Raw genomic sequence first — 14,163 nt, 5'->3', positions numbered from 1 at the left:
GTCAACGGGCACGCTTCAGGCTGTTTTTATTAAAATCCGCCTCGTCGAGACCGCTCCCGAACTGGTAATTCATCCAGCGCAGTTCAGTACTTTTCCCGGTCTGGTGATTGACCATATCCATCCGGTCCGGTCGCCAGTATTTGTTCAGGTACTGTTGATAACCGGTGTAAGTGAGGGTTTTCAGCGGGCTGTCCTTGCGATCATAGAACTCCGCTCGCTGTACCCGGTATTCCGCCTTGTCAATCCATACCAGGCGGCGGGTGTAGCCGGAATTCTTGTCCACCGGGTACTGTTCGACCACGAAGCAGTCCAGGCCATCAATCACTTCGTCCTTGATGTACTTGTAGGTGTACTTCTCGATCTCGAACGAGCTGAGGTCTTCATAGGCAAACTCGGAACCCATGAAGGGCCCGGATTTGTTACGTGACGAGATTCGTTTGACCCGCTTCAATGCCGGCAGGTAGAGCCACTGGTCATCGGCTCCCAGGGCGTGAGAAAAGCTGAGGAAGGCGGTGCCCTTCACATCCAGTGGTTTGTCGAACACCGTCAGGCTCTTGTCGCCATCGTTCTCCTGTTCGAGGGATTGCATGCGGATTTCACGCAGGCTCTCCTCACCCTGTCGGTTGCGCAGGATCATCTGCATATCGGCTTTCATGTCACCCCAGCCGGTGTCTCGGGCAATGCTCTCGGCGGCGATGGCCTGGCCTTTCTCTTCCGCCGATTCAGCATGCAACAGCGGTTGTACGCCAAGCAGTGTCAGTATCAGGAATATTCTAAGCGGCATTCTTTGCCTTCTCATCCTTTATGGCTCCTTCAGTTGTGGTAATCGGGTGGGTATCGAGTTTCATCAGTAGCGGCGGCAGGAACAGGAAGTCGATGGCCAGCGCGATCAGGATGGTCAGTGCCGTCAACAGTCCCATATCGGCATTCACCTTGAAGGTGGACTGGGCCAGTACCATGAAACCGCAGACCAGCACCAGGGTGGTGATCCAGAGTGCCCGGCCGACACTGCTGAAGGCGTAACGCACCGCCGCATGCGGGTTAGCGTTACGCTCCCGGCGGGCCCGCAGGTATTTGCTCAGGAAGTGGACCGTATCATCCACCACAATGCCGAGGGTCATGCCGGCCACCACCGACAGTGCCAATCCTACCTGGCCGTTGATGAAATACCAGGCACCAAAGCCAACTGCAGCCGGAGTCAGATTCGGTAGCAGGCTGATCAGGCCGAACTTGATCGATTTCAGGGCAATGCCGAGCAGCAGTGAGATCAGGATCAGTGCAAAGGTGACGCCCAGCAGCATGCTGCGAATATTGCGCTGGCCGATATGGGAGAACATCAGGGCCGGGCTGGCGATGGTCACTTGGTATTCGGGGGCATTGAGTTCAAGCCAGTGCAGTATCCGCTGCTCCAGTTCAATCTGCTCGTTGCTGGTCATGTTGTCGAAGGTTGCAATCAGGCGAGTGGAGGATTTGTCCACGTTAAGCTGGTTATTCAGATCCAGTCCATAGGGCAGGGACATCTCATACAGCAGCAGGTACTGTGCTGCCAGCTCCTGGCTGTCGGGCAGGCGATACCAGGATGGGTCATCCGCATGCATGTTGCGATTGAGCCGTTTCAGGGTGTCGCTCAGGGTGTTGACATGATCCGTCTCTGGTTGGTCGCGCAACCACTGGCTCAGCTGCTCCAGTTTCTGCAGGAAAGCCGGATCGTTGATGCCGCTGGATTTTCCGGCGTCGAGGGAGATCTCCATGGTGGTCATGCCGGAGATGTTCTCCTGCATGAAATCGGTGGCTTGTCGGAATGGGACCGTGGTGTCGAAATATTTGACGAAATCATCATTGAGTTTGTTCTGTGGCAGAAACAGCATGATGAAAACCATGATCAGGGATGTAATCGGCAACAGCCAGCGGCGGTTATGCACGACAAAATCGGCAAAGTGCATCATCAGATCGCCCCGCGCCTTGTGCGGCTTCACTTTCAGGGGCAGCAGCGACAGCAGGGCGGGAAACAGGGTGACGGAGAAGAGAAAGGCGAGCATCACGCCGATGGCAACCAGGTTGCCCAGGTCCCGGAACGGTGGGGAGTCGGAAAAGTTCATGCTGAGGAAGCCGATGGCGGTGGTAATGCTGGTGAGAAAAATCGGCTGATAATTGATTCGCAAACTGTCCAGAATGGCCTGGCGTTTTGCGACCCCATTACGCATCTCATGGAATAGGGTGGTGAGGATATGAATACAGTCGGCCACTGCAAGGGTCAGTATCATGGTCGGTGCGCTGGCGGAGGGAGCGGTCAGGTAGAACCCGGTCCAGCCGGCTATGCCCATGGTCGTGGTAATGCTGAAGATGATGATCAGAATGGTGGACAGGGTGCCGGTGATGGTCCGCAACAGTAACCCGATGGCCAGCGCCACGATCAGAAACATCACCGGCACCAGGGTGGCGCTGTCCTCCAGGGAGGCCTCGGCAAAGCTGTTGTTCATCATCACCATGCCGGAGAGATAGACGTCCACATCCGGGTTCTTCGCTATAAACTGGCTTTGCAGTTCACGGACCTTGCTGGCGATCTGTGGTACCTCTTCCACGGGATTGATCCCCGGGAGTTGCACCGTGGTGTTTACCAGCGTCACGTGCGCCTGGGGTGAGATCAGTTTGTTTCTGAGCAGCGGCTCATTGATGGCAATGTTCCGGGCACGCTCCAGGGCAGCCTGATCCATCTGTAGCGGTTCCAGGGCCAGGTCTTCAACAATCAGTTCATCGCCGTCGGCATAGCTGTACTGGTAGTTGGTGATGGAGTCGACCCGGGTGGAGAAGGGGATCTGCCAGGAGGCTTCGGTGAGTTCCCTGATCGCTTCGAGCCGTTCGCTGGTAAAGACCCGGCCATCTTTTGGGGCGATGATGAAAGCGACATTATCGCTTTTGTTGTAGATTTTCTGGATCGCCTCATAGGCATTCAACTGGGGGTTTTCCTTGCCGAAAAACACCCGGTAGTCACTTTTGAAGACCAGATGTCGGGCTCCGGAGGCCACCACTGCAACCAGGAGGATAGTGGCCAGTATGACAATCACCGGATGCTTCAAAATCCAGGGTGTCAATTTCTGGTGCATGATGTCTTTCTCCTTGATGGGTGCACCTGAATGCGGCAATTACACCTGTGCTGTGATCCGGAAACTGCTAACTGACTTGGAAAGTTTTTTCGCAACAGCTAACCGTCTGTCTTGAGATTGGGCATTTTTTCCTGGCACTGGAGATCTTCTCCCGGTTTGTCCATCAATACGGATTCCCGGGGGAATATCTCTGTCCTGATGCGTTTCAGTGTCGAGTCGTAATCCCATTCATGCGCCAGCGGTTGCCACAATATACCGTCCAGCAGCAGGTTGGCGTGATTGAATACCTCGGTTTGGGTATCCAGGCCGTCTCTGCAGCTGCATTTGTCCTGGCTGTTGATCAACAGGGAGATGGCGCCAAAACTCCCGGCCCAGTTGGTAAACACAATCTGCCGACGACTCAGGTGGGGAGCCAGTGTCAACTCGCCTGTCGCTATGGCCTCGTCCACCAATTCAAGCATGGGATCCATCAGGCGGCCTTCCAGTTCATAGTGCGCGGTAAGCCGGCGCTCCGAGGTGCGTTCAATCAGATTGGCAGTCTTGGCCGAGATAACCAGCATAAATCTGGTGGGATCCAGCAAGGCGTGTAACAGGTAGGCGTAGTGGATGGCCAGCAACCGCTCTCTGGTGGTCCCCTGAAACGCAGCGGCCCGGGTAAACAGCTCCGCGAGACTTGCCATACCGGCGTTACAAATGCCGGTCAGCAGATCTTCCCGGCTGCAAAAATGATTGTAGACGGTTCCCTTGGAATAGGGGACTCTCGCCACGACCTTGTCCATGGTCAACCCTGCGGTGCCGTCCTGCTCCATAATACTCAGAGCGGCTTGAATCAACTCCTGTTCGCGCGCCAGCAGTCGCTCTGTATTGACAATACCTGGGCTCATGAACCAACGCCTGGGACTCTTGAGTATATTGACGAACCGTCAATTCTAGCTGCAGATACAGAACTGTCAATCGATCAGATCGCATGGAGCCTCATTAATCGCTTGCAAAGATGTGACGGGTGCCCGGGAAACAGGGGTTAACGCCTGTTTCGTATTGCTCGGGATAAACCGGTGCGATCGATAATGCCAGTTTACTGAACTATTCCCATCTTTGCGTACTTGGCAACCTTGCCGGAATCGATTTTTTGATTCCCCATCAAACTACGGGAGGTAGATAGCATCGCCGCCCTGCCGTGATTATCTGATCTGCCGGTCAAGGCAGGGGTCAGCGTTCTGTTGCCAGGCGGGAAAAGCGGTGCTCGTAACCGACCTCCGGAGTATCCGGGATCAGCAGGGAGAGCAGCAGTGAAACTAGCGCCATTGCCGCTCCGAAGTAGAACACCAGTTCCGGCGAGGCGAGCCAGAGCAGTCCGAAGCTGGCCGGTATCACCACTGCCGCAATGTGGTTGATGGAGAAGCTGACACCGGCAGTGGCGGCAATATCCTCGGGGGCGGCGATTTTCTGGAAATAGGTCTTGAGGGCGATGGCCATGGCGAAGAACAGGTGGTCCAGGACATAGAGTCCGGCGGCCAGTTCGGCCTGCTCGACCAGGGCGTAGCCGCTGAACACCAGGATCAGGCCGGTATATTCGATCAGCAGTGCATTGCGCTCGCCGATCCGACCGACCAGCCTGCCGATACGTCGGGCGAACAACACATTCATCGAGGCGTTGAGCAGAAACAGCATGGCGATATCACCGACCGAGTAGCCGAACTTCTCTACCATCAGGAAACCGGCGAATACCACGAAAATCTGCCGACGCGCGCCGGACATGAAGGTGAGTGCATAGTAGAGCCAGTAGCGACGCCGCAGCACCATGTGCTTGTGCTGTTCGGTATGCTGGGGAAACAGTGGAAAGGCTATCCAGGCGATCAGGGCGATAATAACCGTAATCCCGCCAGTGAGCAGATAGAGCCATTGATAGTCCAACTGCAGCAGGTCATTACCCAGCCAGATCAGTCCGAATGTGAGGATAGCGGCAAAAGATCCGGTGGCTATCAGACGTCCCAGGGTTTCGGCGGATGACTGCTTGTCTATCCACTGCAGGGCGAGCGAGGTCTGCAGGGTCTCGTAATAATGGAAGCCGAGCGACATCACAATAGTGGTGAGGTAAAGGCCGATCACCGACGGGAAAAAGCCGGTCAGTGCAGTGCCGATGCCGAGCAGCAGCAGCGAGATATAGGCCAGGGTCTGTTCACGGAACAGCAAAAGCAGAAAAATTACACCAAAGGCGAGGAATCCGGGGATTTCACGCAGACTCTGCAGTATACCCATCTCCTTGCCGGTAAAGGCGGCCATCTCGATGGCGAAGTTGTTCAGCAACGCCTGCCAGGCGGCAAAACTGATGGGTACAGCGGCGGCCATCAGCATCAGCAAGAGGTCGGGGCGCTTCCAGGGATGGGTAATCGGGGATTTCATTGGCTGATTGTCGCTCAATCTGCTATGGCGTGTTACAGTTAAAAAGACATTTTTTATAGAGAAAATGCCAATGTTGCCATCTTCACCCACCGGGCAGATCCTCAATCCCGAACTTCCTGTGGTCTCCATCGCACTTGATCTTGAGCGGGAGCAGGGTGCACCTCATACCCACCCACGGGCTCAACTGCTCTATTCCATTGAGGGTGTGATGCGGGTGATTAGCAAGTTGGGAACCTGGCTGGTACCTTCTAGTCAGGCAGTCTGGATACCATCCATGATAGAGCATCAGGTGATTGCCACCGAGGCGCTTGCCATTCGCTCTATCTATGTTGATCCCGCCTGGAGCGGTGATCTGCCCACTGACTGCTGTGTCATTGCCGTGAGCCCGCTATTGCGGGAGCTGATATTGCGCGCGGTGAAGATCGGCAACAGCTATCCGCCGCTGGGCCCTGAGCGACGCTTGATGGAGGTGATTGTGGATGAACTGCGACAGATGCAGCGGGCACCCCTGCATCTGCCCATGTCCAGGCACCCGAAGGTCAGAAAGGTGATTGATGCCTTGGTTGAGCGGCCAGCCGATTCGGGAAAAATCGAGGATTGGGCAAAGCGTGTTGGCACCAGTGCGCGAACCTTGTCGCGTCTGTTTGTCAAAGAGACGGGCATGAGTTTTGGTGCCTGGCGCAGACGGTTGCGCCTGATGGAGGCGATTGAGCTACTGGGACAGGGTGAGTCTGTCACCCGTGTCGCCTTTGAACTGGGCTATCAAAGCAGCAGCGCCTTTGCCGCCATGTTTCGGAGTGAATTGGGCGTCTCACCCAAGTGTTACAGCCTGCAGGATCCTGGCTAGGAGTCTGTCGGGCTTGACCGGTCGTAGCGAGGGAAAGCCGTTTTGAGACAGATTTTTTGATCTTTCGAGGCGAATAGTGGACCTATTCAACGAGGAAGATCGGAAAATATGGCCAAATCCGGCTTTTCCGCAGTAGAGCAGTGTTAAGTCCGACAGGCTCCTAGTCTATTGTTAGCTCCTCGCTGGCCGGCTGCGGGCAGCGATGTGTGATCCGGGTTTCGCCATCGCTCTCCACCGATTCGATCTCGACCTTGAAACCCCATAACCGGTGCAGGTGTTTGATCACTTCGTTGGTGGTGTCCGAAAGGGGGCGGTTACGGTCCTTGTAATATCGGAGCGTCAGGGTCCTGTCCCCCTGATGATCCACATTGTAGACTTGAAGGTTGGGCTCCCGATTGCTCAGGTTGTACTGAGCACTCAATTTTTCACGCACCGCCCGATAGCCTGCATCATCATGGATGGCGGAAATGCTCAGGTTTTCCTCCCGGTCGTCATCCAGTACTGAAAACAGCCTGAATTCACGAATCAGTCGGGGTGACAGGTATTGTCCAATAAAGCTCTCATCCTTGAAGTTGCGCATGGCGAAATCGAGAGTCGTCTGCCAGTCTGAACGGGCAATGTCCGGGAACCACTGTAGGTCCTCTTCGGTCGGGTTTTCACAGATGTTGCGAATATCCATCATCATCTTGAAACCCAGTGCATACGGATTGATGCCGGAATAGTAGGGGCTGTCGAAATCCGGTTGGGCAATGACATTGGTATGGGTGTGCATGAACTCCAGCATGGCGGCGTCATTGATCAGCCCCTCGTCATACATGTGATTCATGATGGTGTAATGCCAGAAACAGGCCCACCCCTCATTCATCACCTGGGTTTGCCGTTGCGGGTAGAAGTACTGCGCAATCTTGCGCACAATGCGGATGATCTCGCGCTGCCAGGGTTTTAATAAGGGAGCGTTCTTTTCCAGAAAGTAGAGGATATTCTCCTGCGGTTCCGGCGGAATGCGTTTGCTTTTATTCTCCTTCTCTTGAGGTTCATGGATGTTCAGTTGACGCCACAACTCATTGACATGGTGCTGCAGTATCAGTTCACGGTCTGACTGTACATGGGGTTCATCTTCAAGGGTCTCACCGGCGCGACGCTTATAACGGTCGACACCAAAATTCATCAGGGCATGGCAGGAGTCGAGTATCTCCTCTACCTCCTGAATGCCGTGTTTCTCTTCGCATTCGGCGATGTAATTTTTCGCAAAGATCAGATAATCGATAATCGCCTCGGCATCGGTCCAGATCTTGAACAGATAGTTACCTTTGAAGAAGCTGTTATGACCATAGGCGGCGTGGGCAATCACCAGTGCCTGCATGGTCAGGGTGTTCTCCTCCATCAGGTAGGCGATGCAGGGATTGGAGTTGATAACGATCTCATAGGCCAGATTCATCTGGCCCCGTTTATAGTTTTTTTCCGTGATGACAAACTGTTTGCCGAAGCTCCAGTGGTTATAGCCGATGGGCATGCCGACCGAGGCGTAGGCGTCCATCATCTGCTCGCTGGAGATCAGTTCCAGTTGTACCGGATAGCAGTCCAGGTGATAAACATCCTTGGCGATCCGTTCGATCTCCTGGTTGTACCTGTCGATCAGATCGAAGGTCCAGTCCGATTCAGTGGAGATGACTCGATTACGCTCGGGTGTCGGCTGCCGCTTGTCATCGGAGTGCTGCTTGCCGCCAGGAGTGTTCATTCGACACCTCCCTGTGATGCATCCTGACGGGCTGCCTGCGGCCGCGATAATTGTCCAGCGTGCCAGTTTTTCATGCCTCTTGCCTTTTAAAGAGTTCATGGAAAACCGGGTAGATCTCGCCGGCATCCCTGATCTGTTTCATGGAGAAGGTCTCAAAAGCCGTGCAGACCTTTTCATACTCCCTCCATAACCCCTGATGCTCCTGATTGTGAATTTCGACATAGGCGTAGTACTGCAGATACGGCATGATTGAATCGATCATCAGATTGCGGCAGGTCGCACTGTCATCTTCCCAGTTATCCCCATCACTGGCCTGGGCGGCGTAGATATTCCAGTCTTCGGTGGGATAGCGGTCGCGGATAATGTCCCGCATCAGTTTCAGGGCGCTGGAGACGATCGTGCCGCCAGTCTCCCGCGAATAGAAAAATTCCTCCTCATCCACCTCCTTGGCCGAGGTATGGTGGCGGATGAAAACTACATCAGTCTTCTCATAACTGCGGCTGAGGAACAGATAGAGCAGGATAAAAAAGCGCTTGGCAATATCCTTGGTGGCCTGGCTCATGGAGCCGGACACGTCCATGATGCAGAACATGACGGCCTGGGTGATCGGCTTTGGCTGCGGAATGAACTGGTTGAACTTCAGATCGTAAGTATCGATAAAGGGAATGGCATCGATACGGGATCGAAGTAACGCCAGCTCCTCACGCAGACCTTTTATCTTCTCTTCGTTGTGCGGTTTTTTCTCTAGTTCCAGCTCAAGCAACTGCTGGAGTTCCCTGCAGCGTTTGCTGTAGGGGGAGGCGATGGCTATTTTGCGGCCCTTGGCCCGCCGCATGGTACGCAACAGGTTCAGATTGGAGGCAACGCCAGTATTTGAGAACCCTGCTCTGACCAGCGTTTTGGCAGATTGTGCCACTACCTTGGTTTTTACCAGGTTGGGTAGTGCCAACTCTTCAAACAGCAGGTCGAGATATTCGTCCTTGGATATCTCAAAACCAAAATCGTCTTCCCCTTCACCGGAGTTGGATGCCTGGCTTCCGCCGCCGCCCTGACCTGATTTTTCGGGGCGCCTGACCTCATCTCCCTGGCTGAACTGTTTGTTTCCCGGATGTACATTTTCATGTATTCCACCCTGGCCATGATGGATGATCGGTTCCTTGACATCCTTGGCGGGGATATTGATCTTCTCGCCCGACTGTGTATCCGTGATGGACCTTTTGCTGATCGCATCCGATACGGATTTTTTGATCTGCTGCTTATATCTCCGCATCAGGCGCTGACGGTTCACCGCACTTTTGTTACGCCCGTCGAGTCTTCGGTCAATGATCATGGCCATGGATTACTTCCTTACTTTGAGACTTTATCGGTTAATCGTTAATCACCTCGCTCTGGCTCAGTTCGATTTACGTACCCGCAAATACCACTCGGATAACAGCCGGACCTGCTTTCGTGTGTAGCCTTTGGTCATCATCCTGCTGATGAAGTCTTCATGTTTCTGCTGATCTTCAGTAGAGGCCTTGGCGTTAAAGCTGATGACCGGCAACAGCTCCTCGGTGTTGGAGAACATCTTCTTTTCGATAACTGTGCGCAGCTTTTCATAGCTGGTCCAGTTCGGGTTCTTGCCGTTATTGTTGGCCCTGGCCCGCAGTACGAAGTTGACAATCTCGTTCCGGAAGTCCTTGGGATTGGAGATGCCGGCCGGTTTCTCGATCTTCTCCAGTTCTTCATTGAGGGCGGAGCGGTTGAGGAATTCACCGGTATCCGGATCGCGGAACTCCTGATCCTGCAACCAGTAATCCACATAGGTTACATAACGGTCGAAGATATTCTGGCCATATTCAGAGTAACTCTCCAGATAGGAGGTCTGGATCTCCTTGCCGATGAACTTGATGTACTCCGGAACCAGGTGGCCCTTGATGTATTCCAGGTAGCGTTCCTGCAGTTCCGGCGGAAACTGCTCCTGCATGATCTGCTGCTCCAGCACATAGAGCAGATGCACCGGGTTGGCGGCGATCTCGGTATTGTCAAAGTTAAATACCTTGGAGAGTATTTTGTAGGAGAAACGGGTGCTGAGGCCGTTCATGCCCTCGTTGACGCCGGCGTAGTCCTTGTACTCCATCAGGCTTTTGGCTTTCGGGTCCGTGTCCTTCAGATTTTCGCCGTCGTAGACCCGCATCTTGCTCCAGATATTGGAGTTTTCCGGCTCTTTAAGGCGCGTCAGTACTGCAAACTGTGCCATCATCTTCAGCGTGTCCGGCGCGCAGGGGGCATCTGCCAGACTGGAGTTGGCAATCAGTTTTTTATAAATCTCGATCTCTTCCGTAACCCGCAGGCAGTAGGGAACCTTGACGATGTTCACCCGGTCGAGGAATGCCTCATTATTCTTGTTGTTTTTAAAGCTTTGCCATTCGGATTCATTCGAGTGAGCGAGAATAATACCCTCGAAAGGTATAGCGGAGATTCCCTCGGTACCTTTGTAGTTGCCCTCCTGGGTGGCCGTGAGCAGTGGGTGCAGCACCTTGATCGGCGCCTTGAACATCTCGACAAACTCCAGCAGGCCCTGGTTTGCCTGGCAGAGTCCGCCTGAAAAGCTGTAGCAATCCGGGTCATCCTGCGAGAACTCATCCAGCTTTCTGATATCTACCTTGCCGGTCAGGCTGGAGATGTCCTGGTTGTTTTCGTCGCCCGGTTCGGTTTTGGCTATGGCGGTCTGGCTGAGTCTGCTGGGCCAGAGTTTAACTACCTTGAATTTGGAGATATCGCCGCCATACTCACGTAGACGCTTTACTGCCCATGGACTCGGGATATGGTCCAGGTATCGGCGTGGAATGCCATACCGCTCGAAGATCAGTTCGCCATCTTCATCGGGGTCGAATAGGCCCAGTGGGCTCTCATTAACCGGAGAACCTTTTAAGGCATAAAAGGGTACTTTCTCCATCAGGTATTTGAGCTGTTCGGCAAGGGACGACTTGCCGCCACCCACCGGGCCTAACAGGTACAGGATCTGCTTTTTTTCTTCCAGACCCTGGGCTGCGTGACGCAGAAAAGACACCACAGACTCTATGGCATCTTCCATTCCGTAAAATCCGTTGAAACTGGGGTAGGTCTTGATTACCTTGTTTGAGAAGATGCGACTCAGGCGCGGGTCTTTGCTGGTATCGATCAAAACGGGATCGCCAATGGCAATCAGCAAACGCTCTGCTGCGGATGCGTATGCCGACCGGCTCTCTTTACAGAGATCGAGATAGGCTTCAATTGTTATTTCCGATTCTTGTACCGCCTCATAACGGCCCTGGAAATGGTCAAATATGGTCATGGAGTCGTCCCTCCTGATAGTGTTATACGGTACCGCCATCCGCATTAACCGCAGTATGGTGTAAGTTTTCTCCTCGCCCAGTTTGCCCGCTGCCTGGTTTCCTTACGCGCAGCCAGCGCAAGCTTGTTGTTGGTGTTATCCGGCTTTAATTTTGCAAGTCCCTTATTTAGGAAGCTTAGTTTATGTTTATTTGTTTTGCCGTGAATGTTTGTAAAAAAAACACGGGTTTTATATAAAGACCGCTACTTGATGAGTTAAGTTTCAATTGAAGCAGGAGATGTTGAAAGTCCCCAGGCTTCTGTTTCATGACGAGTGATTGTCCGGGGAAATAAAATGACCATACAACGACTGGTAGAGATCATGGCGCAGCTTCGTGATCCTGACAGCGGCTGCCCATGGGACAGGGAGCAGACGCTGGAGACTATTGTTCCCTATACTATCGAAGAGGCGTATGAGGTGGCGGACAGTATTGCCAAGGCTGACATGGGGGAACTCTGCAGTGAGTTGGGGGATCTGTTATTCCAGGTCGTATTCTATGCCCGGATTGCCAGTGAACAGGGCCATTTCAACATGGATGATGTTATCCATGGCATTTGTGAAAAGATGGTGCGTCGGCATCCCCATGTGTTTGGTGATGCCCGGGTGGCGAATGCCGATGAGCAGAGCATTGCCTGGGAGCAGTTAAAGGCGCAGGAGCGGCAAAGTCGTGCAACAGAGGAACCGGTTCATCATCTGCAGGGGATAGCGCATGCGCTGCCGGCTCTGCTGCGTGCAACCAAGCTGCAAAAGCGGGCGGCAAAAATCGGTTTTGACTGGCCGGATAGTGAAGGTGTGTTGGCCAAGGTAAGGGAGGAACTGGGTGAGCTTGAAGCTGAATTGAACAGGCCGAGGATAGACGAGGCGCGGGTGGCGGATGAGATGGGAGATCTGCTGTTCAGTTGTGTGAACCTGTCCCGGCATCTTGGGCTGGATTCCGAGAATCTGCTGCGGGCGACCAATGGCAAATTTGAGGCGCGTTTCAATGCCATGGAGTCGATCCTGCGGGGCAGGGGCATGACCCTGGAGGCGTCGGATCTGTCGGTGATGGATGCGGCATGGAATGAGGCCAAACGGAAGGAAAAGGGAAAATGAGTGGTTATTGTGGACTATTTAACATCACCGCCAGACTGTTCCTGGGTGTGTTGGTTTTGGCAGGCTTGTCCAGCTGTGCCACCAATCCCGTTACCGGCAAAAGTGAATTGGCACTGATCTCGGAACAGAGTGAACTGGAGATCGGACAGAAACAGTATCAACCCAGCCGCCAGATGCAGGGTGGTGACTACAAGGTTGAACCGAAAATTACCCGTTATGTGCAGCAGGTCGGGCAGCGTCTGGCGGCGGTCAGTGACCGTAAACTCCCTTATGAATTTGTGGTGTTGAACGATTCCACCCCAAATGCCTGGGCACTACCGGGCGGCAAGATTGCGGTCAATCGGGGGCTTTTGCTGGAACTGGACAATGAGGCGGAACTGGCCGCCGTGTTGGGGCATGAAATCGTCCATGCGGCCGCCCGGCACGGTGCCAAGGGTATCGAGCGGGGCGTGGTGCTGCAGGGTGTGTTACTGGCGGCCGGTGTAGCGGCCAGTGACAGCGACTATTCGCAACTGGCCGTGGGTGCCGCGGCTGTTGGGGCCAACCTGATCAATCAGAGGTACTCCCGGGATGCCGAGCTTGAGGCGGACCACTACGGAATGGTCTACATGGCCCGGGCGGGCTATAACCCACAGGCTGCGGTCGGGTTGCAGGAGACCTTTGTTCGACTGTCGAAGGATCGCAAGGAGAACTGGTTGAGCGGGCTGTTTGCCAGCCATCCTCCTTCCGCCGAGCGGGTGGAGAAGAATCGGCAACGGGCGCGGGAACTGGGACAAGGCGGGGAGCTGGGGGCTGAACGCTACCAGCAGATGGTCGGTGTGCTGAAAAAAACCGCCCCTGCCTATGCGGCCTATACCGAGGGGCGGGCCGCACTACAGAAAAAGCAGTCCGATAAAGCGCTCATGCTGGCGGACCGGGCAATCGGAATCGAGCCCCGGGAGGCGCTGTTTTATGGCTTGAAAGGTGACGCTCTGGCGCAGCAGGGAGCTGATACCAAGGCATTAACCGCCTATGACAAGGCGGTAACTCTGGATGATGGATTCTTTCGGCACTATCTGGTACGAGGAGCGCTGAAGGCCGAGTTGGGAGACCGATCCGGAGCGCGGCGGGATCTGAATCACAGCGTCGAGTTGTTGCCGACGGCGGATGCCCACTACCTGCTCGGGGGGCTGGCGTTACGCGAAGGGGACCGGCCGAATGCCATAGCCCACTATCAACAGGCCTCGGGTGCTTCCAGCGAGCGCGGCAAGGCCGCGGCAACGGCACTGGCTCGACTGGACCTGCCTGAACATCCAGGGCGTTATATCAAGAGCCGCCTGGGTATTGATCGAACTGGCAGTGTGTTGATTCATCTGGAAAATCCGACTGCTGTGACGGCTCGGGATATTCGGGTACAGTTGGGCGAGTTGGGTGCCGGCGGCCGGGTGTTTGTGCGTGCGGAGTACAGGGTACCGGGAGCTCTCGGTGCCGGGCAGGCGGTTTCGCTTCAAACCGATATCCGTCTCTCCGACAGCAAGCAACTCAACCGCTGGGATAGTCGTGTCATTGGTGCGGCTGTTGTGGAGTAATTACCGGAACGGTGGCCAACTCTTCGGTAATCTGTTAACCAGTCCGCCGGTTTGAT

The 14,163-nt window shown here is 54.4% G+C and carries 10 protein-coding genes; 3 read left to right on the top strand and 7 right to left on the bottom strand.

The window, feature by feature from the left end:
• Position 1: 1 nt before the first annotated feature.
• The 4 genes from A3GO_RS0107430 to A3GO_RS0107415 all read right to left on the bottom strand — a co-directional run bounded on the left by A3GO_RS0107430 (position 2) and on the right by A3GO_RS0107415 (position 5,507).
• Positions 2-799: an outer membrane lipoprotein-sorting protein gene (locus A3GO_RS0107430; protein WP_029132868.1), complete on the bottom strand. Its 798-nt coding sequence runs from the start codon at positions 797-799 to the stop codon at positions 2-4.
• Positions 774-3,104: an efflux RND transporter permease subunit gene (locus A3GO_RS22990; protein ID WP_037374852.1), complete on the bottom strand. Its 2,331-nt coding sequence runs from the start codon at positions 3,102-3,104 to the stop codon at positions 774-776. Before A3GO_RS22990 ends, A3GO_RS0107430 begins: the two co-directional genes overlap by 26 nt.
• A 98-nt stretch (positions 3,105-3,202) precedes the next feature.
• Positions 3,203-3,988, bottom strand: a complete 786-nt coding sequence (locus A3GO_RS22985; protein WP_051301940.1) for a TetR/AcrR family transcriptional regulator — start codon at positions 3,986-3,988, stop codon at positions 3,203-3,205.
• 325 nt (positions 3,989-4,313) lie between these two features.
• Positions 4,314-5,507 (bottom strand): MFS transporter, encoded by a 1,194-nt coding sequence (locus A3GO_RS0107415; protein ID WP_029132867.1) that lies wholly within the window; start codon positions 5,505-5,507, stop codon positions 4,314-4,316.
• A 70-nt stretch (positions 5,508-5,577) separates the two neighbouring features.
• On the opposite strand from A3GO_RS0107415, the gene A3GO_RS0107410 reads away from it, so the two are divergent.
• Positions 5,578-6,354: an AraC family transcriptional regulator gene (locus A3GO_RS0107410; protein WP_029132866.1), complete on the top strand. Its 777-nt coding sequence runs from the start codon at positions 5,578-5,580 to the stop codon at positions 6,352-6,354.
• A gap of 160 nt (positions 6,355-6,514) precedes the next feature.
• Here A3GO_RS0107410 and A3GO_RS0107405 read toward each other — a convergent pair whose 3' ends face one another.
• From A3GO_RS0107405 to A3GO_RS0107395, 3 genes are all read right to left on the bottom strand, one after another.
• Positions 6,515-8,092 carry a SpoVR family protein gene (locus A3GO_RS0107405; RefSeq protein ID WP_051301938.1) on the bottom strand — a complete coding sequence of 526 codons (1,578 nt, stop codon included), beginning with the start codon at positions 8,090-8,092 and terminating at the stop codon, positions 6,515-6,517.
• 70 nt (positions 8,093-8,162) lie between these two features.
• Complete coding sequence (locus tag A3GO_RS0107400) at positions 8,163-9,428, bottom strand: YeaH/YhbH family protein (protein ID WP_029132864.1); 1,266 nt, start codon at positions 9,426-9,428, stop codon at positions 8,163-8,165.
• 57 nt (positions 9,429-9,485) lie between these two features.
• Positions 9,486-11,408, bottom strand: coding sequence for a PrkA family serine protein kinase (locus tag A3GO_RS0107395; protein ID WP_029132863.1), 1,923 nt, complete (start codon positions 11,406-11,408; stop codon positions 9,486-9,488).
• Positions 11,409-11,741: 333 nt separating this feature from the next.
• On the opposite strand from A3GO_RS0107395, the gene mazG reads away from it, so the two are divergent.
• Both mazG and A3GO_RS0107385 read left to right on the top strand, forming a co-directional pair.
• Positions 11,742-12,539 carry a nucleoside triphosphate pyrophosphohydrolase gene (gene mazG / locus A3GO_RS0107390; RefSeq protein WP_037374851.1) on the top strand — a complete coding sequence of 266 codons (798 nt, stop codon included), beginning with the start codon at positions 11,742-11,744 and terminating at the stop codon, positions 12,537-12,539.
• Entirely contained in the window at positions 12,536-14,107 is a 1,572-nt protein-coding gene (locus tag A3GO_RS0107385; protein ID WP_051301937.1) for a M48 family metalloprotease, read from the top strand. Before mazG ends, A3GO_RS0107385 begins: the two co-directional genes overlap by 4 nt.
• The last annotated feature ends 56 nt before the right edge of the window (positions 14,108-14,163 follow it).

Source organism: Sedimenticola selenatireducens DSM 17993, assembly GCF_000428045.1.
GTDB lineage: Bacteria > Pseudomonadota > Gammaproteobacteria > Chromatiales > Chromatiaceae > Sedimenticola > Sedimenticola selenatireducens.
The sequence above is the reverse complement of the archived record's forward strand: the minus strand, read 5'-3'. Positions and strand labels throughout refer to the sequence as shown.

Bases quoted from the DNA above. Each gene is read 5' to 3' on its own strand.
- A3GO_RS0107430 (WP_029132868.1), bottom strand. From the start codon at position 799: ATGAGAAGGCAAAGAATGCCGCTTAGAATATTCCTGATACTGACACTG.
- A3GO_RS22990 (WP_037374852.1), bottom strand. From the start codon at position 3,104: ATGCACCAGAAATTGACACCCTGGATTTTGAAGCATCCGGTGATTGTC.
- A3GO_RS22985 (WP_051301940.1), bottom strand. From the start codon at position 3,988: ATGAGCCCAGGTATTGTCAATACAGAGCGACTGCTGGCGCGCGAACAG.
- A3GO_RS0107415 (WP_029132867.1), bottom strand. From the start codon at position 5,507: ATGAAATCCCCGATTACCCATCCCTGGAAGCGCCCCGACCTCTTGCTG.
- A3GO_RS0107410 (WP_029132866.1), top strand. From the start codon at position 5,578: ATGTTGCCATCTTCACCCACCGGGCAGATCCTCAATCCCGAACTTCCT.
- A3GO_RS0107405 (WP_051301938.1), bottom strand. From the start codon at position 8,092: ATGAACACTCCTGGCGGCAAGCAGCACTCCGATGACAAGCGGCAGCCG.
- A3GO_RS0107400 (WP_029132864.1), bottom strand. From the start codon at position 9,428: ATGGCCATGATCATTGACCGAAGACTCGACGGGCGTAACAAAAGTGCG.
- A3GO_RS0107395 (WP_029132863.1), bottom strand. From the start codon at position 11,408: ATGACCATATTTGACCATTTCCAGGGCCGTTATGAGGCGGTACAAGAA.
- mazG (WP_037374851.1), top strand. From the start codon at position 11,742: ATGACCATACAACGACTGGTAGAGATCATGGCGCAGCTTCGTGATCCT.
- A3GO_RS0107385 (WP_051301937.1), top strand. From the start codon at position 12,536: ATGAGTGGTTATTGTGGACTATTTAACATCACCGCCAGACTGTTCCTG.